Annotated in this window: 22 protein-coding genes; 10 read left to right on the top strand and 12 right to left on the bottom strand. The window is 64.4% G+C overall.

All coding sequences use genetic code 11. The features are described from left to right. Positions 1-21: 21 nt before the first annotated feature. From C7402_RS09780 to C7402_RS09770, 3 genes are all read left to right on the top strand, one after another. Positions 22-609, top strand: coding sequence for a cupin domain-containing protein (locus tag C7402_RS09780; protein WP_116610509.1), 588 nt, complete (start codon positions 22-24; stop codon positions 607-609). A gap of 87 nt (positions 610-696) precedes the next feature. Next, positions 697-1,491, top strand: a complete 795-nt coding sequence (locus C7402_RS09775; RefSeq protein ID WP_116610508.1) for an SDR family NAD(P)-dependent oxidoreductase — start codon at positions 697-699, stop codon at positions 1,489-1,491. Between the two features lie 168 nt (positions 1,492-1,659). Continuing rightward, positions 1,660-2,973: an MFS transporter gene (locus tag C7402_RS09770; RefSeq protein ID WP_116610507.1), complete on the top strand. Its 1,314-nt coding sequence runs from the start codon at positions 1,660-1,662 to the stop codon at positions 2,971-2,973. A 126-nt stretch (positions 2,974-3,099) separates the two neighbouring features. Here the strand turns inward: C7402_RS09770 and C7402_RS09765 are convergent, their stop codons facing one another. From C7402_RS09765 to acnA, 3 genes are read right to left on the bottom strand one after another with little or no spacing between them, the layout of a single operon-like run. Next, positions 3,100-3,834 (bottom strand): ABC transporter substrate-binding protein, encoded by a 735-nt coding sequence (locus C7402_RS09765; protein WP_116610506.1) that lies wholly within the window; start codon positions 3,832-3,834, stop codon positions 3,100-3,102. Positions 3,835-3,858: 24 nt separating this feature from the next. Continuing rightward, entirely contained in the window at positions 3,859-4,752 is an 894-nt protein-coding gene (locus C7402_RS09760) for a GntR family transcriptional regulator (RefSeq protein ID WP_116610505.1), read from the bottom strand. Positions 4,753-4,788: 36 nt separating this feature from the next. Beyond that, on the bottom strand, positions 4,789-7,413 hold the full coding sequence (acnA, locus tag C7402_RS09755) for an aconitate hydratase AcnA (RefSeq protein WP_116610504.1): 2,625 nt from the start codon (positions 7,411-7,413) through the stop codon (positions 4,789-4,791). A gap of 248 nt (positions 7,414-7,661) precedes the next feature. On the opposite strand from acnA, the gene C7402_RS09750 reads away from it, so the two are divergent. The 4 genes from C7402_RS09750 to C7402_RS09735 all read left to right on the top strand — a co-directional run bounded on the left by C7402_RS09750 (position 7,662) and on the right by C7402_RS09735 (position 12,677). After that, positions 7,662-8,723: a lactonase family protein gene (locus C7402_RS09750; protein ID WP_116610503.1), complete on the top strand. Its 1,062-nt coding sequence runs from the start codon at positions 7,662-7,664 to the stop codon at positions 8,721-8,723. A gap of 56 nt (positions 8,724-8,779) precedes the next feature. Beyond that, positions 8,780-10,105, top strand: a complete 1,326-nt coding sequence (locus tag C7402_RS09745; RefSeq protein WP_116610502.1) for an MFS transporter — start codon at positions 8,780-8,782, stop codon at positions 10,103-10,105. An 88-nt stretch (positions 10,106-10,193) separates the two neighbouring features. Then, entirely contained in the window at positions 10,194-11,420 is a 1,227-nt protein-coding gene (locus C7402_RS09740) for a porin (protein ID WP_116610501.1), read from the top strand. A gap of 237 nt (positions 11,421-11,657) precedes the next feature. Next, positions 11,658-12,677 (top strand): alcohol dehydrogenase, encoded by a 1,020-nt coding sequence (locus C7402_RS09735; protein WP_116610500.1) that lies wholly within the window; start codon positions 11,658-11,660, stop codon positions 12,675-12,677. Positions 12,678-12,726: 49 nt separating this feature from the next. Here the strand turns inward: C7402_RS09735 and C7402_RS09730 are convergent, their stop codons facing one another. Then, a complete protein-coding gene (locus C7402_RS09730) occupies positions 12,727-14,493 on the bottom strand; it encodes a SulP family inorganic anion transporter (RefSeq protein WP_116610499.1) in 1,767 nt (588 codons plus the stop codon). Positions 14,494-15,136: 643 nt separating this feature from the next. Here C7402_RS09730 and C7402_RS09725 point away from each other — a divergent pair. Beyond that, entirely contained in the window at positions 15,137-15,721 is a 585-nt protein-coding gene (locus C7402_RS09725; RefSeq protein WP_116610498.1) for an ANTAR domain-containing response regulator, read from the top strand. Positions 15,722-15,731: 10 nt separating this feature from the next. Beyond that, entirely contained in the window at positions 15,732-16,853 is a 1,122-nt protein-coding gene (locus C7402_RS09720) for a CmpA/NrtA family ABC transporter substrate-binding protein (protein ID WP_116610497.1), read from the top strand. Positions 16,854-16,896: 43 nt separating this feature from the next. On the opposite strand, the gene C7402_RS09715 is transcribed toward C7402_RS09720, so the two are convergent. The 8 genes from C7402_RS09715 to C7402_RS46240 form a co-directional block, all read right to left on the bottom strand. Then, complete coding sequence (locus C7402_RS09715; RefSeq protein ID WP_116610496.1) at positions 16,897-17,298, bottom strand: type II toxin-antitoxin system VapC family toxin; 402 nt, start codon at positions 17,296-17,298, stop codon at positions 16,897-16,899. Continuing rightward, complete coding sequence (gene vapB / locus C7402_RS09710; RefSeq protein WP_112170643.1) at positions 17,298-17,534, bottom strand: type II toxin-antitoxin system VapB family antitoxin; 237 nt, start codon at positions 17,532-17,534, stop codon at positions 17,298-17,300. Before vapB ends, C7402_RS09715 begins: the two co-directional genes overlap by 1 nt. A 165-nt stretch (positions 17,535-17,699) precedes the next feature. Beyond that, on the bottom strand, positions 17,700-17,993 hold the full coding sequence (locus C7402_RS09705) for an antibiotic biosynthesis monooxygenase family protein (protein ID WP_112170644.1): 294 nt from the start codon (positions 17,991-17,993) through the stop codon (positions 17,700-17,702). A 29-nt stretch (positions 17,994-18,022) separates the two neighbouring features. Next, the gene (locus tag C7402_RS09700; RefSeq protein WP_116610495.1) at positions 18,023-19,135 is read right to left on the bottom strand and encodes an NAD(P)/FAD-dependent oxidoreductase; all 1,113 of its coding nucleotides are present in this window, start codon (positions 19,133-19,135) and stop codon (positions 18,023-18,025) included. Between the two features lie 192 nt (positions 19,136-19,327). Then, entirely contained in the window at positions 19,328-20,410 is a 1,083-nt protein-coding gene (locus tag C7402_RS09695; protein WP_112170730.1) for a porin, read from the bottom strand. Between the two features lie 247 nt (positions 20,411-20,657). Beyond that, complete coding sequence (locus tag C7402_RS09690) at positions 20,658-21,017, bottom strand: protocatechuate 3,4-dioxygenase (protein ID WP_116610494.1); 360 nt, start codon at positions 21,015-21,017, stop codon at positions 20,658-20,660. Further along, positions 21,014-21,859, bottom strand: coding sequence for a gallate dioxygenase (locus C7402_RS09685; protein ID WP_116610493.1), 846 nt, complete (start codon positions 21,857-21,859; stop codon positions 21,014-21,016). The genes C7402_RS09690 and C7402_RS09685 overlap by 4 nt, the downstream gene beginning before the upstream one ends. Before the next feature lie 79 nt (positions 21,860-21,938). Then, the gene (locus C7402_RS46240) at positions 21,939-22,229 is read right to left on the bottom strand and encodes a hypothetical protein (protein WP_133254451.1); all 291 of its coding nucleotides are present in this window, start codon (positions 22,227-22,229) and stop codon (positions 21,939-21,941) included. Positions 22,230-22,232: 3 nt separating this feature from the next. Here C7402_RS46240 and C7402_RS09680 point away from each other — a divergent pair, with 3 nt between their 5' ends. Next, positions 22,233-22,934: a GntR family transcriptional regulator gene (locus C7402_RS09680; protein WP_116610492.1), complete on the top strand. Its 702-nt coding sequence runs from the start codon at positions 22,233-22,235 to the stop codon at positions 22,932-22,934. The last annotated feature ends 8 nt before the right edge of the window (positions 22,935-22,942 follow it).

Raw genomic sequence — 22,942 nt, 5'->3', positions numbered from 1 at the left:
ATCTTTGAAAAAGGAGCACGCATGAAAACGATCAAGGTTACCCCGGAGGAAATGGGCCGACGCACTGCCAGATTCAAGGACCTGGTTCCGTACAGCCGACAGCACTCCGGCGGCGGCGGCGTTCCCATGGAGGTCATGGAGAAGTTGACCGCTCACCGCGTCTACTCGATCATGGCGCCGGCGAACTATGTTGGCCGTAGCGCAATGGCGCCCATTAAAAGCGTGCCCGGCGCCGTCATCTCGATTGCAGAATGTCCGCCCGGCGACGGTCCGGGCCTGCACTGCCATGAGACGACCGTGGAAAACTTCTTCTGCCTCAGCGGGCGGTTTGAACTGCAATGGGGCGACAACGGCGAAGATTCGATGATCCTCGAACCGCTCGACTTTGTTTCCGTCCCTCCCGGCGTCAGCCGTCGGTTCGTCAACATTTCCGAAGAAATCGGGCGACTGTTCGTTGTCATTCAACCCTCGGGCGAACAACAGGATCGCGTTGCCTACGCGCCGGTCGTCGGCACGGAAATCGAATCGGCCTACGGAACTGGCGTGCTCGACAACCTCAAGGAACTGGGCTTCAAATTCGACGCCGGTGTGGAGAGCGAAAAGGCCTGAGCCCCTTTGAAACACCGCCAGGCGCACCTTCCACGCTAGCGAAAAGGTGCGCCGGCAACGAATCGGAAATTTTGCAAAGGAAAGAAGATGTCAAAGCGACTTGAAGGCCGGATCGCGCTGATCATGGGTGCCGGCTCATCACAGGAAGACAACGGGGTGAGCAACGGGCAAGCCGTGGCGCTGACCTTCGCACGCGAGGGCGCCACCATCGTCGCGGTCGATCTGTCGCTCGCCGCAGCGGAAAAAACCGCAAGTCTCGTGAGAGAGCAAGGCGGCACGTCGATCGCCATCGCCGCGGACGTGAGCCGCGCGGAGGACGTCAAGCAAGTCGTCGAGCAGGCGACGGGACACTATCGTCGCATCGATATCCTGCACAACAACGTCGGCATCGAATATCTCGGCGGCCCGGTTGATACGCCCGAAAGCGAATGGGACCGCGTCCATGCCGTCAATCTGAAGAGCGTGTTTCTTGCCTGCAAACATGTCATTCCGCACATGGAGGCGCAGGGCGGCGGCTCGATCATCAACGTTTCATCGACCGCCAGCCTGCGAGCCAGTACCGAGACGTTCCTTTCATACAGTTCATCGAAGGCGGCCGTGAATCACGTCACCCGGGTCATTGCCGCGCAGTATGCCGGCAAGCAGATCCGCTGCAATGCGGTGGTCCCCGGAATGATGGCGACACCTCATGTACGCACGCTCTATCGTCATCTCGACGATGACCAGTTCAAGGAAGTCATGGCCCGCCGGGATGCTTCGTGTCCGATGGGACGTCAGGGATCGCCATGGGACGTCGCCAATGCCTCGCTGTTCCTCGCCTCGGACGAGGCGAGCTACGTGACCGGTTTGCTTTTGACTGTAGACGGCGGCCGATCGATCTAACCCAGGGCGCAGGCGCGTACACGCCGGCTTTGCCTCATCTTGCGACGCGTGCGGCGCTCGCCGGCAATCGACCGCGCTGCGCCATGCGCCCCTTTGGGGCCGCCGCTATCCGCCCGCCTCCGGGCGGACTCCGCTCTTACATCAAAGCTATAACGACAAGGAGACAACATGCACCAAGCAAGCAACCTATGGGCCGACAGGCCCATGACAGGCCGGCAGATCATGGTGATCGCCATGTGCTGCGTCCTGAATGCCTTTGACGGCATCGACATTCTTGCGATCAGCTTCGCGTCGCCGGGCATTGCCGCGGAGTGGGCCATCAACAAGGCCGAACTCGGCGTCGTGCTCTCGATGGAACTCATCGGCATGACCATCGGCAGCGTGCTGTTTGGATACCTCGCCGACCGTCGCGGCAGACGATTCGTCGTCCTGACATGCCTCTTCGTCACCACCCTGGGTATGTGGACCGCCACGCAGGCAGCCAGTGTGTCCATGCTGTCGATGATTCGTTTCGCAACGGGTCTCGGCATTGGCGGCATGATTGCGACGGCTCACTCGACCGGCTCCGAATTCGCCAACAGCAAACGCAGGAACTTCGCGATTGCGTGCGTCGGCCTTGGCTGGCCAATTGGCGCCATCGTAGGTGGCTCGATTGCCGCCGAGTTCGTGACGCTGGCCAACTGGCGACACGTATTCATCGCCGGCGCCACCATCAGCACGCTCTTCATTCCCGTTGCATGGTTCGCGTTGCCGGAGTCGGTATCGTACCTGCTCGAAAGGCAGCCCCGTGATGCATTGAACCGCGCGAACAAGGTTCTGGCGTTTCTCAAGCACGATCCGATTGATCGTCTGCCCCCCATCGCAGAACCGTCTGACAGTTTCGCCGGTGGCAGGAAAAACATGCTGTACGGCCTCACTGCGGCTCTCGCGACTGCGTATTTCTTCGACTGCATGACCTACTACTTCTTGCTGAAGTGGTCTCCGAAGATTGTGGCCGATCTGGGCTTCAGTGCATCGAGTGGCAGCTCGGTGCTGGTTTGGGGAACCGTGGGCCAGCTCGCCGCGCTCCTGGTGACAGGTTGGCTCGCCACGAAGATGAATCCCAGAAAACTTGCCGTACCCGTTATGGCGCTCACGGCCATTGGCGTGTCAGCATTCGGCTTCGTGACGCCGACGCTGTTGACGTTGACGACCGTGATGATCGCTGCGACGTTCTTCAACCAGTCCGCCAATAGCCTGTTGATCATGATCCTCATCGATAGCTTCCCGACCGTGATTCGGACCGGGCGGCTCGGCTTTGTCATGGGCGTGGGACGAGGCGGGGCCGCGCTGAGTCCGATCATTGCCGGCGCGCTGCTGAACCTGGGTTATCCGCTCTGGGCAGTGACCTCCACCCTCGCGATGCCGGTGCTCGTTACCGGCGCGATTTTGCTCGCACTGCGTTCCCGGGAAAGCGCCATGCTTGCCCGCAGCATCGCCTGACCCGGTCACTCCGATCGGCAGCCCGGCCGGGCGATTACGCCAGCGAGTCGTCGCGAAGCGGTTGAATCCGACTCTGCGTGCGTAGTTCGCCCCGGCGCGGGGCGCAGCCTTGCATGCGCCAACCAGTCACTCCAGCGGCGCAACCGATGCACCACCGATATGGTGACGTTCAAGTGCGCGCGCAACGAACCCGGATCGCTTCATGTCTTCGACGAAAACGCGCAGCATTTGCGCTGCGGCTTCTCCCCGGCTCCTGGCAACACCCATTGCCTGCCGGATCACCATGAAGCGTTCGTCGAGCAGTCGCAAACCGCCCGCCTTCGCGACGTCGGCTTCGAGCTGCTGCTTCACGCCGGCGGCCACTTCCAGACCTTGTTCGAGAAACGTCTGCACGACGGTCGGCGAGGTCGGCGCCTGCACGATCTGCGCTTGCTTCAATTCGCGCGTCAGAAAGAGATCGTACGCACTGCCCTTGCCCACCGCTACGCGGTTATGCGGCTGATCGACATCGGCGTTGGTGCGCACCGGCGATTCGTCACGCACGAGATAGAAGCCTTCGATCAGCACGTAAGGCGCCGTAAAAGCAATCGTCTCGCCGCGCTTCGGATCGACCGCGAAGAAGCCGAAGTCCGCGCGTTCGTCGCTCACGGCTTCGACGGACTTGCCCGCCGCATCGAACACGACGAGTTCCAGCGGCACGCCCAGACGCTCCGCGAAAGCATGTGCGAGGTCCACGGACACACCGAACGGCTCACCCGATTGCGGATCGCGATTTGCAAGAATCGGATTGCCGAGATTGATGGAGGCGCGTAACGTGCCGGTCGGCGCGAAGGCATTGACGACAGCGGAATCGATGTTCATGGTGGGTTCCGGGGGTGCAAAAACTCAGGGTTCGAAAATCTCGCGAATACGGGCGAGCGCTTCGAGCGTGTGCAGCAGGTGCTGACGCAATGCTTCCGAGGCCTCTTCGTTACGCTCGCGCTCCAGCAGTTCGAGCACATGCAAATGCTGCTTCGCGTGTTCGACATAACGCTCGCGATGCTGCATGGAGCGATAAGAGAGCAGGCGGCGCACGCGATTCACGCGGCGGATCGTGTCGATGAAAAAACTGTTGCCGGACGCCTCGACCAGCGACTCGTGAAAGCGCACGCCGCGCTCGTGCAACTGGTCGGCGGTATCGGTTTCGATCCCCCCCGCAAGCAGATGCTTTTCCACTTCACGGCAGCGTTCCAGCACCTTGCGTTCCAGCCGGTAGCCGGGTTCGAGCAGCGCGGCCGGCTCCAGTGCGAGACGCAGCCGGTACGACTTGAGCAGACTGTCCGGCGTGGTCAGCATGGGCGAAAATTCCCAGCCGTAACCCGGCTTTCGCTCGGCCCAGCCTTCCTGACCGATACGGCCCAACACCGACGTCAGTTGCGCACTCGTCAATCCATAACGCGTGCGGATCATCTGCTCGGAAAACGTGTCGGGCAGTTCGCCCTTCAGGCGGTCATCGGCAATCTGGAAGTACACGCTCGTCACAACGTCCATCTCGCCGAGGCCGAGTTCCGCCACCACGTCGGACAGCGATTGCGCCACCGGCCGCGCCACGAAAAAGCCGCGATTTTTTTCGCGCGTGAGCACGCCCTTCTCATGCAACAGGGCGAGCGCCTCGTTCACGGGCGAGCGCGACACGCGCAAGCGGTCGGCCAGCATTTGCGCAGGCAAATGCGCGCCGGCCTCGAGGCCTTCGCTTTTGATGAGTTCGACAATCTGGGTCGCAATCGATCGGTCAATCATTTCGGTCAACCAGCAGCGCGGCGCGGAAGGCTCCTGTCAAACCCCCTGTGTCGCGAAATTTTGGTGAAGGATCAGCGGAATCACGCCGCCCGAACGCAGCAAAGCACATTCGAGCTGCGTTTCCACGGCCGCGCGCACGTCGATCGCCTCGACACGGCCGTCGGCGCGCACAATGCGCACGGGCACGGCACAGCGCGGACTGATCGTACCAGCGTCCGCGTCGATTTCGAGCCTGTCGCCCGGCCCGAGCGCGAGTGTATCCGGATGGATCCCCGGCGCAAAGCGCAGCGGCAGGATGCCCATGCCGATGAGATTCGATCGGTGGATACGCTCGAAGCTCGCGGCCAGCACCGCGCGAATGCCAAGGAGACGCTGACCCTTCGCCGCCCAGTCGCGCGACGAGCCCGTGCCGTAGCGCTCGCCTGCGACGAGGACGACAGAATCTCCCGCTGCGGCGTAACGCTGCGCGACCTCGAAGATGGGCTGGACGTCGCCGCTCGGCACGTGCAGCGTGTGCGCCACGGGCATGCCCTGCCTCAGGCGATTCACAAGCGTCTTGCTATGGAACGCCGCACGCATCATCACCTCCCAGTTGCCGCGGCGCGAGGCGAACACATTGAGGTCGTTGCGGTCGTCTCCGCGCGAAACCAGAAAGTCCGCGACAAAGCTGTCCTTGGGAATCGCGCTCGCGGGAGAGATGTGGTCGGTCGTGATGTCGTCGCCGAGCACGAGCAGCGGATACGCGCGATAGCTTCCCAGTTGACTGCCCTGATCGGCTGCCGCGAACGGCGGCCGCCGCAGCGCCGTCGACTTCGGGTCCCACGGAAAGCGCGCCGACGAAGGCGCCTCGAGTTCGTGCCACACGGGATTGCGGCTCGCCACCGCGAACGCGCGCGGGTAATCCTCGGGGTCCGCCGACTGGGCGACCAGCGCGGCCACTTCCTCGCGCGTGGGCCACAGGTCGCGCAGAAACACCGGCGTACCATCGGCGGCGAGTTGCACCGGCTCTCGGCTCAGATCCGTTTCCGCATTGCCCGCCAGCGCGAACGCCACGACGAGCGGCGGCGACATGATGAAGCCGAGATCGAGATCGGGATGAATACGGCCCGCGAAATTGCGGTTGCCGGAGAGCACCGCGACGGGATAGATGCTGCCTTCCGCCTGCGCCGCGCGCACGCTTTGCGTGAGCGGGCCCGAGTTGCCGATACAGGTCGTACAGCCGAAGCCGACGATGTCGAAGCCCACGGCGGAAAGATCGTCGATCAACCCCGCGCGTTCGAGATACGAGGCGGCGGCGGGCGATCCGGGCGCGAGTGACGTCTTGATCCATGCGGGAACCGCAAGCCCTTTTTCACGCGCCTTGCGTGCGACGAGGCCGGCAGCGATCAGCAACGCGGGGTCGGACGTGTTCGTGCAGCTCGTGATCGCGGCAATCGCCACCGCATGGCGCGGCATCCCGGCATGCTGCGTTTTCGGCTTGAATTCGAGCTTCGCGAGCGTCGCAGGCAGCGCCTGGTAATCGAGCAGATCCTGCGGGCGGCGCGGCCCGGCCACATGCATGCCGATGCTCGCAAGGTCGATGTCGATCGTGCGCGTGTAGCGCGGCGCAGCTTCGGGATCGAACCACAGGCCCGTCGCGCGCGTGAATGCTTCCACGAGTTGCCCGGCTTCCTCGCTGCGATGCGTTGCGCGCAGATAGTCGAGCGTGCGCGCATCGACCGGGAAAAAGCCGGTGGATGCGCCATATTCCGGCGCCATGTTCGCCACGACTGAGCGCTCGCCCGCGCTGAGCGTCGCGACGCCCGGCCCGAAAAACTCGACGAACTCGCCCGACACGCCAATCGCGCGCAGACGCTGCGTGACGGTGAGCGCGAGATCCGTGGCGAGCACGCCCGGCTTCAGCGCGCCGGTGAGGCGCACGCCGATCACGTCGGGAATGCGCTGCATCACCGGCATGCCGAACATCACCGTCTGCGCTTCGAGGCCGCCCACACCCCAGCCGAGCACGCCGATGCCGTTGATCATCGGCGTATGGCTGTCCGTGCCGATGAGCGTGTCGGGCACCGCCCACTCCTCGCCGTCGCGCTTCACGCGCGTGACCACCGTCGCGAGCTGCTCCAGGTTGATCGTATGCATGATGCCCGTGCCGGGAGGATGGATGCGCACGCCCGTGAGCGCCTGCGAAGCCCAGCGCAGAAAGCGGTAGCGCTCCTCGTTGCGGCGCAGTTCAAGGGCCAGGTTACGCGGCGCGGCATCGGGCTTGCCGAAGTATTCGACCGCGAGCGAATGGTCCACCGACGAATCCACCGGCAGCACGGGGTTGAGCGCGGCGGGATCGGCGCCGGCCTCCGCGAGGGCGTCGCGCATGGCGGCGATGTCCACTAGCGCAGGCGTGCTCGTCGTGTCGTGCATCAGCACGCGATTGGGCTGGAACGCGATTTCGTGCTCGCTCGTCGCGCGCTCGCGCCACGCGAGGATCGCCGCGACGGCCTGCTCGCGCTCCTCGCCCTCCGTATTACGAATCACGTTTTCGAGCAGCAGGCGCAGCACGACAGGCAGTTCACGCAGATCCGCGCCGAACGCGCCGGGCAGATCGACATAACGCAGCGCGACGCCGGAGACGTCGAGGCTGCCGATGGTGGGGGTGTCAGTGTTTTCCATGAGTGTATTTTTGCACTTATCCAGGTCAAAATGCAATCCAGTGGAAACCCGAAATACAAAAATCAGGAGACATCGTGGAGAAGACCGCCGTGAGCAACCCCCTGCCGGCACACCCGGATCAGGCACGTCGTCGCCTTGTGCAGGCAGGAGCGGCACTGGGTGCACTTGCCATGTCCGGTGTCATGCCACGGTCGGTCTTCAGTGCTGAACCGGCCTCGCGCCATCAAGTTTTAAAAGGAATGAACCCCATGTTTGCTTACGTCGGCTCGCGCACCACGCGAGAACGCAACGCCCGCGGCGACGGCATCAGCGTCTATCAGGTCAATGCGCAGACCGGCGATCTCGCGCTCGTGCAGCTCGTCAAGGATCTCGTGAATCCGTCGTTTCTCGCCCTGAGCGCCAACGGCGAGCGCCTCTACACCGTGCACGGCGATCTGAGCGATATCAGCGCATTCAAGGTCGACCGGGCGAGCGGCACGCTCACGTTCCTGAACAAGCAGAGCACCGAGGGCAAGAACCCCGTACACCTCGCGATCGACCCGAGCGGACGCTACGTGGTCGTGTCGAACCACATTGGCGCGAGTCTCGCCGTGCTGCCGATCGCCGCCGACGGTTCGCTCGAACCGCTCACGCAGCTCGTGCATCTCGACGGTCCGATCGGGCCGCACCGTATCGAACAGAAGCAGGCAAAGCCGCACTTCAATCCGTTCGATCCCTCGGGCCGGTTCGTGATCGTCCCCGACAAGGGGCTCGACCGCACGTTCTCGTTCCGCTTCGAAAACGGCCAGCTCACGCCGGCCAATCCGCCCTTTGTCGTGTCGCGCGAAGGTGCGGGGCCGCGCCATCTCGCGTTCCATCCCAATGGCCAGTTCGCGTGGGTCGTCAACGAACTCGATTCGACGGTCACGGCGTATCGCTACGACGCCGCAAACGGCGGCCTTACTCCGTTGCAGGTGCTCTCTAGCGTGCCGGACACCTATACGGGCAACAGCCGTGCCTCGGAAATCGAAGTCGATCGCAGCGGGCGCTTCGTCTATGCGTCGAATCGTGGCGAAGACAGCATTGCGGTGTTCCGCATCGATCCCGCCAACGGTCATCTGCACTTCGTGAACGCGGTTCCCTCGCAGGGCAAGACGCCGCGATTCTTCACGACCACGCCTGACGGGCGCTTCATGTACGCCCTCAACGAGGACAGCGACACCATCGTCGCGTTCTCCGTCGATGCGCACTCGGGCGGCCTGACGCCAACGGGCTTCGCCGCCCAGTCGGGCAGCCCCGTCTGCATGGTGTTCTCGCAACACCAGACCTGACACGCACCCTCGATTCACGCGAAACCCGGCGGGCACAGCCGCCGGCGGAGAACTCCATGCACCCCACACCCGCAATCGACGAACGCGCGCTCGTGCGCAAGATCGCCTGGCGCATCATTCCGTTCGTCTTCGTCCTTTATGTGATCTCGTATATCGACCGCGCAAACATTGGCTACGCGGCGTTGCAGATGAACCATGATCTGGCGCTCACGAGTGAAGCATTCGGCTTTGCCTCGGGCATCTTCTTCATCGGTTACTTTCTTTTCGAAGTGCCGAGCAATGTCATGCTCAACAAGTTCGGAGCGCGCGTCTGGATCGCCCGCATTCTCGTGACGTGGGGCATCGTTTCCGTGGCGTCCGCGTTCGTGCAGAACACCACGCAGCTTTACGTCCTGCGCTTTTTGCTTGGCGTGGCCGAGGCCGGGTTCTTCCCCGGCATCATCGTCTATCTGACTTACTGGTTCAGGGCGAAGGAACTCGCCACCACGGTTGCGCTCTTCACGGCTGCGATTCCCGTCTCGTACATCATCGGCGCGCCGCTGAGCACGTGGGTGATGGACAACGTCCAGTGGTTCCAGTGGAGCGGATGGCGCTGGATGCTGGTGCTCGAAGGCGCGCCCGCTGTGATCGGCGGCGTCATGTGCTTCCTGTGGCTCACCGACCGGCCCGCCGACGCAAAGTGGCTCAAGCCCGAAGAGCGCGACTGGCTGCTGGACGAGTTGGCCAACGATCGAAAAGCCCGGCCTGACGCGAAGCATTTCGGCTCGCTCAAGGCGATGACGAACCCGAAAGTGCTGTACCTCTCGTTCATTTACTTCGTGTACCAGTGCGGCAGCCTCGGCGTGGGCTACTGGATGCCGCAGATCATCAAGGGGTTCTCCAGGACATTGAGCCACACGCAGGTCGGACTCATCGCGATGGTGCCTTACCTCTTTGCGACGATCGTCATGGTGCTCTGGTCGCGCAGTTCCGACCGGCGTAACGAGCGGCGCCTGCACTCGGCCATTCCGCTCGGGGTCGCCGCACTGGCACTGCTGGGCGCGGGGCTCGCAACGAACCCGTACGTGTCGATCACGATGATCAGCCTGAGTCTCGCGGGACTCTATGCGTTCAAGTCGCCGTTCTGGGCATTGCCCACGCTGTTCCTGACCCGCTCGACCGCAGCGGTATCCATTGCGGTAATCAATTCCGTGGGAAATCTGGGCGGCTTTGTCGGCCCGTTTGCGATCGGCTACATCAAGGGCTCCGGCAAGAGCGCGACGCCGGGTCTGCTGTTTCTGGCGGCTTTGCTCGTCGCCGCGTTTCTGATGACCGTTTTTATCCGCGTCAACGAGCGGCGCGCTGGTGATACGCACGGCGCGCTCGCCAATCAAAGCCAGTAGTCCTTCCCCCCGGTACGCCGGAAGAGACGCCCGGCATGCGGGGGGAACGTACCAAACCAACAATATGCGTTTCAGTGGAGATCCATTCGTGAAGAAGTCGCTAATTTCATTCGCAGTACTTAGCGCCATCGGTAGCCTCGCTCATGCGCAAAGCAGCGTGACGCTCTACGGCATTATCGACACCGGCGTCAATTACACGAACAATGTGCAAACGGCGAAGACCGCGTCCGGTCTACAGGGCGGGCATCAGATCGCCATGATCGAGGGCGGCTCGGCCGGTTTGCAGGGCAGCCGTTGGGGGTTGCGCGGCTCCGAGGACCTGGGCGGCGGCCTCAAGGCGCTCTTCGTGCTCGAAAGCGGCTTTTACAGCAACAACGGCGTGCTCAATCAAGGCGGCGCGATGTTCGGGCGACAAGCGTGGGTCGGCTTGAGCAATCCGGTTGGCACTGTCACGCTGGGTCGCCAGTACGATCCGGTAGTCGACAATTACGGGCCGTTTCTCGCCGCGCCGCAGTGGGGCGGCTACATGACCTCACACCCAGGCGATCTGGACAACGCGCTCAACACGCGGCGCATCAACAACTCGATCAAGTTCCGCAGCGCGAACTACCACGGGCTGAGCGTCGAGGCCATGATGAACCTCGGCGGCATGCCCGGCTCGTTTTCCAGCAACTGGATCTGGGGCGCCGGCGCCACTTACTCGCATGGCCCTTTCTCGCTCGGTGCGGGCTACCTGAACATCCGCAATCCGAACACCTCGTTCTTCGGCGCGAATCCGAACGCCGGCCCGGCGACGACCAACAACCTGGGCAGCTTCGGCAGCGCGACAAGTCCGCAGAGCAATCCTGTCTTTGCGGGTTACGCGTCCGCGAACCGTCTGGAGATTGCCGGCGTAGGCGCCGGGGTGACGCTCGGCTCGCTCAATGTGAACCTCGCTTACTCCAACACGCGTTTCGAGGACATGGGTTCGGCATCGGGCCCGAACACGCTGCACTACAAGGGCACGGCGGCGTTCAATAACGTGGAAATCAATGCGAAGTACCAGCTCACGGCTTCGTTGCTCGCAGGCGTGGCCTATGACTACACGCGCAACGGCGGCGCGGGCGGCAGAGAGGGGGCCAACTACAACCTCTTCAGCGCGGGGCTCGACTATTTCCTCTCGGCTCGCACGGATGTCTACACGCTTGCGGTCTACGAAAAGGCAAGCGGCACGGACTCGCTCGGGCAGTCAGCCGTGGCCCAGATCACCGGGTTGACGCCCTCGACCACCGACAAGCAGGTTTCGCTGCGTGTCGGCGTTCGACACAAGTTCTGATGCGCAGCCTGCTCGACCTGCCCGAAGCGGCGCAAAAAAATTTCTCGCATACCCGCGCAAAGCCTGTGCAGCGCCTGACACGCAACGCGAAGGGCGCGCGGCGGCGTCCTACAATGTTGCGGTATCGGCGCGTTCCGGTGGACAGACGGGCGCGCGTGCTGTGCCGTTCCATCCTCGTGCGCCGTGCCTGTCTTGGCTGGCGCGGCGCACGGTTCCTACCCTACCCAGGAGCAGACGATGCGAAAGATGCAGGCAGTGCAGGTAGCAAAACCGGGCGGCCCGCTCGAACTGGTCGAGCGGGAGATACCCGAGCCGCCCGAAGGACACGTGCTCGTCAAGGTGCAGGCTTGCGGGATCTGTCACAGCGATTCGCTCACGAAGGAAGGCCAGTGGCCCGGCCTGCAATTCCCGCGCGTGCCCGGCCACGAGATCGCGGGCGTGATCGACAAGCTCGGCGCACGCGTGGAAGGCTGGGAGGTCGGGCAGCGTATCGGCGTGGGCTGGCACGGCGGGCATTGCGGCCATTGCGAGCACTGCCGGCACGGCGACTTCGTGCTCTGCCAGAAGGGGCAAATCCCCGGCATCAGCTATGACGGCGGCTATGCCGACTACATGCTCGCGCCGCAGGAAGCACTCGCGCGCATGCCCGCCGACCTTTCCGACGTCGACGCCGCGCCGCTCCTGTGCGCGGGCATCACGACCTTCAACGCGCTGCGCAACAGCGGCGCGCGAGCGGGCGATGTGGTGGCGATTCTCGGCATCGGCGGGCTCGGCCATCTCGGCGTGCAGTACGCGCGCAAAATGGGCTTCGTGACCGTGGCCATCGCGCGCGGGCAGGACAAGGCGCCGCTCGCGCAGCAACTCGGCGCGCATCACTACATCGACAGCGCCTCGCAGAATGTCGCGCAAGCGTTGCTCGCGCTCGGCGGCGCGCGCGTGATACTCGCCACGGCGACGAGCGGCAAGGCCATGAGCGCCGCACTGGGCGGCCTCGGGCTGAACGGCAAGATGATCATGGTCGGCGTGTCCGAGGAGCCCGTGGAAGTGCCGATCACGCAGTTCATCATGGGGCGCCATTCGGTGCAGGGCTGGCCCTCCGGCACCGCGGCGGATTCGCAGGAAACGCTCGCGTTCAGCGCGTTGTCGGGCGTGAAGCCGATGATCGAGGAGTACCCGCTCTCGCGTGCCGCAGAAGCCTATGAGCGGATGATGAGCGGCAAGGCGCGCTTTCGCGTCGTGCTCAAGCCGGGCGCTTGAGCGGCCGGGCCATGCGGTGCGGCGCGAGGTGCGCCGCACCAGCGCTACATTAGCTGCCCTTGGGCGGCGGTTCGTCATCCTCTGAGATCCCCGCCTCGTCGCAATACCGGTCCACAGCACTGCTTACGGTCGGATCGAAGCGGTCGGGACCGATCAGATCGAGAAGATCGAAGCGCTTGAGCTTGTCGCGCACGGGGTCCTTCATCTCCGCGAAGTGCAGCGCGATGCCGCGCTCGCTCAACCCCTGGCTCAGCTCGCGCAGCATGTCGGCCGAGGTGACATCCACGCTCGTCACCGGCTCGGCCGCCACCACGACGCGACGCACGGGCGTGGGCGACGCGTCCACCGCTTCGAGCAGGCGCTGCTGGAACAATTCGGCATTGGCGAAGAACAAGGGCGCGTCCCAGCGAAACAGCACGAGCCCCGGCATGCGCGCGGCCTGCGGGTAGCGCGTGATGTCGTGGTAGCCGCGCAGGCCTTCCACGCGCCCGAGCACCGCGAAGTGCGGCCGCCAGCCGTCCCAGAGGAATTCGATCACGGCGATCACCACGGCAAGCCCAATGCCGGGAATGGCGCCGAACACCGCAACGGCCACGAAGCAGCCGATCGAGAGCCAGAATTCCCACTGCTGTATGCGGTAGATGCGCTTCAGATCGGCGATTTCGAACAGCCCCAGCGCGGCGGCGATGACCACGGCCGCGAGCGCGCTGTTGGGCAGATAGCGCAGCAGATTGGGCGCGAACATCAGCAGCGCCGCCACCGCCAGCGCGCCCACCACGCCGGTCAGTTGCGTGCGCGCTCCGGCAGCTTCGGCAACCGGCGTGCGCGACGCGCTGCTGCTGATCGGGAAGCCCTGGAACAGTCCCGCCGCGAGGTTGGCCACGCCGAGGCCCACCATCTCCTGGTTGGGGTCCACGCGGGCGCGAAAGCGCGCCGCGTAGGTGCGCGAGAGCACGCTCGTGTCGGCGAAGGCGATCAACGCCACGGCCGCGCCGCCCAGCACGATCTTGACGAGATCCAGGTTGTTCGCCCACGGCAGCGACAGTGCGGGCAGGCCTTGCGGAATCTTGCCGAGCACTTTCACACCCAGGCTGTCGAGGTGAAAGAGGCTCACCGCGAGCGTCGCCACGATCACCGCGATCAGGATGCCGGGCACCCGCTCGAAGCGCTTGAGCACGAGGATCAGCACGAGGCTGCCCGCGCCCACGGCGAAGCTGTACCAGTTGGCCTCGCCGCGCGCGACGGCTTGAAAGAGATTGAGCAGGTCTCTGATCGGCCCCTGCTCTTCGACGGAAACGGCAAAGAGCTTGGGCAACTGGCTGATGAGCACCGCCAGCGCAATGCCGTTCATATAGCCGTATCGAATGGGCTTGGACAGCAGCTCCGTGATGAAGCCCAGACGCAGCAGCCCCATCACCACGCAGACCGTGCCGGACACGAGCGCCATCATGCTCGCCACCGCAATCGCGCGCGACGGGTCCGTGCCCGCCACCTGCACGACCACGGCGAGAATGGGCGCCGCGAGCGCGGAGTCGGGGCCGAGCACGAGAATGCGGCTGGGTCCGAACACGGCGTACGCCAGCAGCGGAATGATCGTCGCGTAAAGGCCGTAGACGCCCGGCACGCCGGACGCCACGGCATACGCAATGCCGACGGGCACGAGCATGGTGGTGAGCACCAGACCCGCCGCGAGATCGTTGAAAAGCCAGCCGCCCTGATACTGCTTGAGCAGTGCCACGCCGGGCAGCCAGCGCAGCCATTGCCGGCCGGCGCTTGCGGGTGCCCCGGGAGGGGCGGAGGGTCTATCCGAATCCATGGGCCGGTGGTTCATGATGAGCATGCTACCGTGGGGATAGTGGGAGCGATGAGGTGCAAAAAGCAGCATAGATGAAATATGGTCGTCACAATAGCGGAGATTCGGGACACACCGTCGCGGCGCAACGCCCGCTTTCCGGCACGCGTGCCTTGCGCACTGCACCACGCAAAGCTTCGGCCATTTCATTTCGGAATCCTGAATTGAACGCGCGGCGGCTGCCTTGCTTCGTGAATCGTCTGAGGGGAACGAATTGACTGCCGCGGTTTGATTGCCGCGGTTTGCCTACCTCGATTCGACTGCCGCATCGCGCCCCAACGTCAGTTTTCATCCCGCACTTTTTCGTGCATGCGCCGCGCCCTCTGCGCCAGTTGGGTGCAGCGCGACTTCCCGCGCACTGCTGCGGTGCACCACGCCGTGAACGCCATAGCGTCGTGCAGCACGCAGTCGATCCCATCCGGCAAGGCTTTCCCGCCGCAAGGCAAACTGGCACGCACCTTGCTGAATCTTCCGTATGTTCCGCTATGGAGCGCGATGCACCGGACGGCGGCACGCCGCCGTCCCGTCTGGCGCGTAGACGCCGGGCGTGAGAGCAAAGAACCGATCAACCGTCGAAGATTTCATGCCGACGACTCCCCGAATACCCATGCTGCGCGTACTGCTCGTAACCGACACCGACAAGCCTATTGGCGACCTGCGCGACGCGCTCGCGCGGCTCGGCTACGACATGCTCGCCGAGCCCGCCACGCCGCAGGCGCTGCATCGCGTGGTCGAGCGCGAGCGGCCCGATGTCATCATCATCGACACCGAGTCGCCCTCGCGCGACACGCTCGAACAACTCGCGGTCATGAACGCCACTGCGCCGCGCCCCGTGCTGATGTTCAGCCACGACGCCAACCAGCAGTTGATCCGCTCCGCCGTGAACGCGGGCGTGACGGCCTACCTCGTGGAAGGGCTCGCCGGCGAGCGCATCGCGCCGATCCTCGAAGTCGCGCTCGCGCGCTTCGCGCAGGAAGCGCAGTTGCGCGAGCGCCTCACGCAGGCCGAGAACGAACTGGCCGAGCGCAAGCTCATCGACCGCGCCAAGCGCCTCTTGATGGAGCAGCAGAAGATGACCGAGCCCGCCGCCTACGCGACACTGCGCAAGCGGGCCATGAACCAGAGTCTGAAGCTCGCCGAGGTCGCCCGCCAGATCGTCGCGGCGGCCGGGCCGCACGAACGCAACGAATGAAGCACTGCCCATGAACGCCACCACCCCTCTCGCTGCGCCGGAGAAAACCCATCTGAAGATTGGCTTCGTGCCGCTCGCCGACGCCGCGCCGCTCGTCGCCGCGAAGCTGCTCGAATTCGGCCACGCGCACGGCCTCACGCTCGAACTCTCGCGCCAGCCCTCGTGGGCCGCGCTGCGCGACAAGCTGCTTTCCGGCGAGCTCGACGCCGCGCATTCGCTCTATGGGCTCGTGTACGGCGTGCAGCTGGGTCTCGGCGGCCCGCAAACGGACATGGCCGTGCTGATGGTGCTCAACCGCAACGGCCAGGCCATCACGCTCTCGAACCGCCTGGCCGATGCGCTCGCCGAGCACGGCACGCTGCCGCGCGCGCTCGCCACGCTCGATCGCAAGCCTGTGTTCGCGCAGACCTTCCCGACCGGCACGCACGCCATGTGGCTTTATTACTGGCTCGCGTCACAGGGCGTGCACCCGCTCGACGACATCGAAAGCGTCGTGATTCCGCCGCCGCAGATGGTGGCCGCGCTCGCCGAAGACCGGCTCGACGGCCTGTGCGTGGGCGAGCCGTGGCCGGGCCTGGCGGAGCAGCGCGGCGTGGGCCGCACGATCATCTCGAGCGGCGGGATCTGGCCGGACCATCCCGAGAAGGTGCTGGCGTGCCGGCGCGACTTCGTCGCGCGCTATCCGGCTACGGCGCGCGCGCTCGTGCAGACGATGCTGGAGGCGTGCCGCTGGCTCGACGGCGAGGGCCATCGGCGGGAAATTTCGCAGTGGCTCGCGCGACCGGAAATGCTCGGCGTGGATGCCGCGCTGATCGCCCGGCGTCTGGCAGCCGATGCGGGGTCGAGCGCGCCGGGCATGAAGTTCTTCGAGGAAGGCCGGGTGAATTACCCGCACGAATCGGAAGGCGTGTGGTTTCTCACGCAGTTCGAGCGATGGGGCATGCTCGCGCGCCGCGGCGATTACCGCGAGATCGCCCACGCGCTGAACCAGACCGCGCTCTATCGCGAGGCGGCGGGCGCGATGGGAATCGGGACGCCGGACGAAGGCGCGAGCGCCCCGTTCGTGGACGGCCGCACGTGGGACGGCGACGATGCGGTGGCGTATGTGGAGGGGTTTGCGATCCGCGCTTGAGGGACGGCTGTTCAGCGTCTGTGCGGCGCTTGACTGCCGACGACTAGGCGTTCAGCCAGTTTTCGACCTTCACGCCTGGGTAATGCGCAAAGTCGCGCTCGTTGTTCGTAACGAGCACCACATTGAGCGCGATTGCGTGCGCGGCGATCAGCTTGTCGAGGTGGTCCTTCTTGCGCTCGCGCGTCGCTTCCCGAACCGGGCCATAGGCAGCCGCCGCGCCCGCGTCGAACGGCACGACAGGAATATCCTCGATCAAGGCGGCCAGATTGCGCTTTTCTCGCGCGCGATTCTCCGACACGGCGACACCGTACTCGAGTTCGGCATAGGTAATTGCCGACATCACGACGTCGCCGACATAGCATTGCGCGAAGCGTTTCGCGACCTGCTCGGGTTGATTCTTCATCAGATAGATGCAGATGTTCGTGTCGAGCATGAACTGCGGCATCAGAGCGCCTCGCGATCGTCCTGGCCCTGCTCGCCGCGCCCCTCGGCCATGAAATCCGGCCCGAATTTCGCGAACTTCTTCATGACGCCGCCGAGCGGGCGGCGCGCCGGACGGATGCGGATTTCATCGCCTATCCGCTCGATCTCGAGTTCGATGTCGCCGCGTTCGTAGGCCAGATCGGCAGGGATGCGCACCGCCTGGGAATTGCCATTCTTGAAGACTCTGGTCGTATGCATGCGCCGCTCCAACCGATGGATGTACATGGATGTACTCTAGCCTGGGACAGAGCAAATGTAAATACACGTGTGTACATTGGACGCATACCAATCAAGCGAGCGTACGCAGGCTGCGCGCGGCACCGCTCGTGGCGTGGCAGCGCAGCCTGCGTCGCGTTCAGCGTCTTACTTCACGACGACTTGCGTATGCCCCACGACCGGCGGCTTTTCGAAGTACGGGCCGACAAGGCGCCGCCACTCCTGGAAGTCCTCCGACTCGCGAAAGTGGACCATGTGGTCCTCGATCGTATCCCACTGCACGACGAGCACATACTGGTTCGGCTCTTCCACGCCGCGTTGCAGTTCCACGGCAAGGCAGCCGCGCGCGCGATGAAAGAGCGGCAGCGCCTGCGCCACGCCCGCTTCGAATTCGGCGTTCTTGCCTGCGCTCACCGTGATATGCGCCATCTCGTAGACCATCATGTTCTCCTTGTGATTCGCTAGTGCGTTCAGTTCAGGTTCAGGCATTCGACCACTTCGTCCGCAATGGCGAGCGAGGCGGTCAGCCCCGGCGATTCGATCCCATAGAGGTTCACGAGCCCGCTCACGCCATGCCCGCGTGCCCCCTGGATCACGAAATCGCCCCCGCCGTGCGTGCCGCCGCCGGCGAGTTTCGGGCGGATGCCAGCATAACCCGGTTGCAGCGCGTCGTCAGGCAGCGCGGGCCAATACGTGCGGATCGCTTCGTAGAATTTCGCGGCGCGCGCCGGGTCGACGGTGTAATCGATCGTGTCGATCCATTCGACGTCGGGGCCGAAGCGCGCCTGGCGGCCGAGGTCGATCGTCAGGTGCACGCCGAGGCCGCCCTCTTCGGGAACCGGATAGATGAGCCGTGAAAACGGCGCGGCGCCCGTAAGCGAATAGTAATTGCCCTTCGCGTACCGCCCCGGCGGGATCGATTCGCGCGCGATGCCTTCGATCGAAGCCGCCACCTGCTGCGCAAAGAGCCCCGCGCTATTCACCACGCGCCTGGCGGCCAGTTGCATCGGCTCCGCGCCGCCCACCTCCAGCACGATGCCGTCCGCGCGCACCGCGCCGCCCGTGACCGGCGAGCACAACGCGAGCATGCCGCCCGCCGCCTCGAAATCGCCCTGCAACGCGAGCATCAGGCCGTGGCTGTCGATGATGCCCGTGGAAGGCGACTCCAGCGCGGCCACGCAATGGAGCGCGGGTTCCAGCGCCTGCGCCTGCACACCTTCCAGCCAGCGCAAGTCGTTCACGCCGTTGGCCGCCGCCGCCGCGCGAATGGCGCGCAGCGCGTCGAGCTGCCCCTCGTTCGTCGCGACGATGAACTTGCCGCAGCGGCGATATTCCACGCCTTTTGCGTCGCAGTAGGCGTAAAGCTGCTGCTTGCCTTGCACGCACAGACGCGCTTTGAGCGAGCCCTGCGGATAGTAGATGCCCGCATGGATCACTTCGCTGTTGCGCGAACTGGTGCCGCTGCCTATCGCGTTTTCCGCCTCGACGAGAACGGTCTCCCAGCCTTGCCTTGCGCACGCGCGCGCCACTGCGAGACCGACCACCCCGGCGCCGATCACGACACAATCCACCGTGTCCGTCATGAAACTTCCCTTCTCGTCACGCGAGTGCTGTTTCGATTGGCGCTATTTTGCCCAATTCGCGTGGTTTGCGTGCCCGACGGGAGGCTGGAGTGAGTCCGCGCGCAGCCGAGATCGCGGAACGCGGCAAAAAAAACGCCGCCCGTGTGGGCGGCGCGCAATGACAAGCCGAGAAGACGCAATCGGAAGTGCCGATCAGAAGTGGGTATGCAGGCCCACGCGCGCGACCGCCTGGGTCTGGCCGCTCGACGCTCCGTCCGACGAGTTCATGCCGTTGATCTGCGCGAGGCCGCCCGAACTGGCGCGCTGGTACACGCCGAGCACGTACACGCTCGTGCGCTTGGAGAGCGCATAGTCGACGATCGCGGCAACCTGGTGCGCGTGGTTGTTGTCCACCACGTCGTTGCCCTTCATGTACATGTACGACGCGCCGGCGCTGAGCGCGGGCGTGAAGTTGTAGTGCGCGCCCACCGAGCCTTCGTACACCGAGCCGCCATTGGCGGAGTTGTGGACCGTGGTGAACAGCGCATTCGTGATCCAGCCGCCGAAGCGGTAGTGCGCGCCGATACCCCAGTTGCGGATGCTCACGTCGCCCTCGCCCGTCACCACGGTCTTGAGGTTCGTATAGGCCGCGTTCACGCCGAAGTCATGCGCCGCGTAGTTCAGCGCGAAGCTCGTGCCGTTGCCCGTGCCGATCGAACCGGCCACGCCGCCGAAGCTGTACATCGCGCCCGCGCTAAAGCCGCCGTAGGTCGGCGACAGATACTTCACGGAGTTGTTGACGGTTTCGCCCGCCATGCGGTCCCAGTCGAACGCGCCGGTCGGATTGTTCGGCAGCGCGAGTTTCTGGAACGGACCCGCGCGGAAATCGTAGAAGTGCCCCGAAAGCTCCGCCGGATCGTTGCCGGCGAAGTAGAGCGAGTCCGTCATGAAATCGTATTGATTGCCGAGCGTGAGCTTGCCGAAGCGCTCGTCGCTCAAGCCAACGATCGACGTGCGGCTAAAGAGGCTCTTGTTCGGCATGAAGCTGCCGTTGTCGACCTGGAACTGGTTGACGAGCTGGAAGAACGCCTTCGTGCCGCCGCCCAGGTCTTCCGTGCCGGTCATGCCCCAGAGGTTCGGGCCGTTCACGCCGTCGTCCATCTTGACGTTGTGCTTGCCGCCCTGGTTGCTCACATAGGTGATGCCGGTGTCCATCATCCCGTAGAGCGTCACGCTGCTTTGCGCGAACGCGGGTGCGGCGCCCGCCATCACGCCGATGGCGCCCACGATCGCCATCGCAATCTTTTTGTACTGCTTATTGTTTTCCATTCTCCAAGCCTCCTGTTTTGAACAAACCTGTTTTTTCGTGCATCGACGGTTATCCGGCCCGCCACCCCGGAATCCGGCGGGCCGCAAGCAACCGCGCGGCGCGTGCGCCGCGAGGTCGTACGCGAGGCGAGCGGGCTGTGCCGCCCGCTCGTACGCAAAAGGGAATCAGGACATCGGGCGGCGGGTCAGGCGTGCGCCGCCGCCGCGCCGGCGCTCAAACCGCGTCGGGCACCCTGCGCGTCTTGAGGAACGCTTCGAGGGTTTCGCCGCGCATGCTCGCGTACATGCCGAGATTGGTGATCTTCACCACGCGCGCGAACTTCTCCAGCACGAAGAAGCACACGCCGTACTGGATCAGGCCGAGCCAGTCCGTCGCGTCCACCAGCGCGCGTTCTTCGTCAGTCAGGGCCGCCGCGTCGTAGGCGGCCTTGCGGTCGTCAAGCCATAGGTCGCGTGCCTGCGGCAAACGCATTTGCCAGAAGAAACGGTTCAGGCGCATGGCCTTCATGCTCTGGCGAATGTCGAACGCATACGTGCCCGTCAATTCCTCGATGCCCACCAGTTGCGGATTCATTGCCGGCCCTCTTCTTCGTAGACCGTGACCGCCATCGCCGTGCTGGTCGCGAGGTAGTAATTGCGGTGGATTTCGCGAATCTTGCCGCCAAGCGCGCCGCGCATGGCGAGCCACATGATCGTCTCCACGCTCTCCGCGCCGCCCAGCCGCACGTAGTCCACGTGCTTCATGCGCGCGAGCCGTTCGGGATCGTTCACGATCAGGTCGAGGAACTCCATGTCCCACTCGGTGTTGTTGAAGCCGCTGCGCTCGCCGTGCACCTGGTGCGAGAGGCCGCCCGTGCCCACCACCACCACGTCGAGATTCTCCTCGAACGATTCGATGGCGCGGCGCAGCGCCTGGCCGAGCCGGTAGCAGCGGTTGGCCGTGGGCAGCGGGTACTGGAGCACGTTCACCTGCACCGGCACCAGCGCCGCGGGCCAGCCGCCTTCGTGCGGGAGCATGAGCGAGAGCGGCGAATTGCAGCCGTGATCGAGCGGCTTGTCCTGGAAGATCGTCAGGTCGAACTCGTCGTTCACGAGTTGCTCGGCAATATGGATCGCCAGTTCCGGGTGGCCCGCGATATCGGGCAGCGGACGCTTGCCCGCGCCTTCGTCGGCGAACTCGTGACTGGCCGACACACCCAGCGCAAAGGTCGGATAGCAATCGAAGAAAAAGCTGTTGGCGTGGTCGTTATAGAACATCACGAGCGCGTCCGGCTTGCGCTCGGCGAGCCACTTCGCCACCGGTTCGTACCCCTGGAAAAGCGGCGCCCACGCGGGTTCGTTCTGCTTGCCCTTGTCGTACGCCATACCGATTGTCGGCACGTGCGATGTGCCGATGCCGCCCACTATTCTTGCCATGATGTTGCCCTCTGCCGCAGTTCATGCGGCGCATGCGCGCCGCGCCGGACCGGATACGCCCCCTGACGCCTTCGATCCATCAATTGGGATACGAAATTACAAAAGTACCGCGCAAACGGTAAGTCAGGGTTAACCACGGAATTTTTGCTTTTTCTCTTATTTTCAGGGCTTCCATGCATTTTTTAGCACCTGGCGCGGCTCCCAAACCCGCGCGCTGCAACGGTTTTTGGTATCCTGAAACCCTGTTGCGGGAATCCGTTGACGATCGCCCAGGCAACCACTCCATAAACGAAACAGATATCAAAAGAACAAACTCGCAAGGGCGGCATGCGCCGTCACGGGCGCGCCCCGCCCGCTGCGATTCACGCATGACATGAACGGGACAACCCAGCAAACCATCGTACAGGCGCTGCGCACGCGCATTCTTTCCGGCGAGCTTGCGCCCGGCGAGCGCCTCGTCGAGGCGCAGCTCGCCGAGCGCCTGGGCATCTCGCGCACGCCGCTGCGCTATGCCTTGAGCGTGCTCGCCACCGAAGGCATGGTCGAGCGCTCGGGCGCGCGCGGCTACACGGTGCGGCGCTTTTCCGTGACCGACGTGCTCAACGCCATCGACGTGCGCGGCGTGCTCGAAGGGCTCGCCGCCCGCTCGGTCGCCGAGCGCGGCGTGGACGCGGCGCTTGCCCGCGCGCTCGAAGACTGCCTGCGCGAAGGCGACGCGCTGTTCGCGGCGGGCGTGCTCGACAGCGAGGCCGAAACGCGTTACGCCGCGATGAATGGCCGCTTCCACGCACTGATTGTCGAAGCGGCGCACAATCTCGCGGTAACCGCCGCGCTCGGGCTCAACGACAAGATTCCGTTCGTTTCCCCAGGCACGGTGGTTTTCGACAAGGCCGCGCAGGAGCGCCAGTTCATGATGCTTTCCTATGCGCACCGCCAGCACCACGCCATCGTCGGCGCACTGCTGAACGGCGAAGGCGCGCGTGTCGAGGCGCTGATGAAGGAGCACACGCATATTTCCAAGGAAAGCCTCAATCTTTCGGTCGACCGTCTGCATCTGATCGCAGGCGCCGCGTGAGACACGGC

The organism is Paraburkholderia unamae, from assembly GCF_003096875.1.
Lineage (GTDB): Bacteria > Pseudomonadota > Gammaproteobacteria > Burkholderiales > Burkholderiaceae > Paraburkholderia > Paraburkholderia unamae.
Note: the sequence above shows the minus strand (reverse complement) of the source record. Positions and strands in the feature narration are given on the sequence as shown.

Coding starts and splice junctions, on each gene's coding strand:
- C7402_RS09735 (WP_116610500.1), top strand. CDS start 11,658: ATGCGAAAGATGCAGGCAGTGCAGGTAGCAAAACCGGGCGGCCCGCTC.
- C7402_RS09780 (WP_116610509.1), top strand. CDS start 22: ATGAAAACGATCAAGGTTACCCCGGAGGAAATGGGCCGACGCACTGCC.
- vapB (WP_112170643.1), bottom strand. CDS start 17,534: ATGCATACGACCAGAGTCTTCAAGAATGGCAATTCCCAGGCGGTGCGC.
- C7402_RS09690 (WP_116610494.1), bottom strand. CDS start 21,017: ATGAATCCGCAACTGGTGGGCATCGAGGAATTGACGGGCACGTATGCG.
- C7402_RS46240 (WP_133254451.1), bottom strand. CDS start 22,229: ATGCGTGAATCGCAGCGGGCGGGGCGCGCCCGTGACGGCGCATGCCGC.
- C7402_RS09705 (WP_112170644.1), bottom strand. CDS start 17,993: ATGGTCTACGAGATGGCGCATATCACGGTGAGCGCAGGCAAGAACGCC.
- C7402_RS09770 (WP_116610507.1), top strand. CDS start 1,660: ATGCACCAAGCAAGCAACCTATGGGCCGACAGGCCCATGACAGGCCGG.
- C7402_RS09765 (WP_116610506.1), bottom strand. CDS start 3,834: ATGAACATCGATTCCGCTGTCGTCAATGCCTTCGCGCCGACCGGCACG.
- C7402_RS09680 (WP_116610492.1), top strand. CDS start 22,233: ATGAACGGGACAACCCAGCAAACCATCGTACAGGCGCTGCGCACGCGC.
- C7402_RS09760 (WP_116610505.1), bottom strand. CDS start 4,752: ATGATTGACCGATCGATTGCGACCCAGATTGTCGAACTCATCAAAAGC.
- C7402_RS09695 (WP_112170730.1), bottom strand. CDS start 20,410: ATGGCGATCGTGGGCGCCATCGGCGTGATGGCGGGCGCCGCACCCGCG.
- C7402_RS09720 (WP_116610497.1), top strand. CDS start 15,732: ATGAACGCCACCACCCCTCTCGCTGCGCCGGAGAAAACCCATCTGAAG.
- C7402_RS09775 (WP_116610508.1), top strand. CDS start 697: ATGTCAAAGCGACTTGAAGGCCGGATCGCGCTGATCATGGGTGCCGGC.
- C7402_RS09745 (WP_116610502.1), top strand. CDS start 8,780: ATGCACCCCACACCCGCAATCGACGAACGCGCGCTCGTGCGCAAGATC.
- C7402_RS09685 (WP_116610493.1), bottom strand. CDS start 21,859: ATGGCAAGAATAGTGGGCGGCATCGGCACATCGCACGTGCCGACAATC.
- C7402_RS09750 (WP_116610503.1), top strand. CDS start 7,662: ATGTTTGCTTACGTCGGCTCGCGCACCACGCGAGAACGCAACGCCCGC.
- C7402_RS09700 (WP_116610495.1), bottom strand. CDS start 19,135: ATGACGGACACGGTGGATTGTGTCGTGATCGGCGCCGGGGTGGTCGGT.
- acnA (WP_116610504.1), bottom strand. CDS start 7,413: ATGGAAAACACTGACACCCCCACCATCGGCAGCCTCGACGTCTCCGGC.
- C7402_RS09730 (WP_116610499.1), bottom strand. CDS start 14,493: ATGGATTCGGATAGACCCTCCGCCCCTCCCGGGGCACCCGCAAGCGCC.
- C7402_RS09715 (WP_116610496.1), bottom strand. CDS start 17,298: ATGCCGCAGTTCATGCTCGACACGAACATCTGCATCTATCTGATGAAG.
- C7402_RS09725 (WP_116610498.1), top strand. CDS start 15,137: ATGCTGCGCGTACTGCTCGTAACCGACACCGACAAGCCTATTGGCGAC.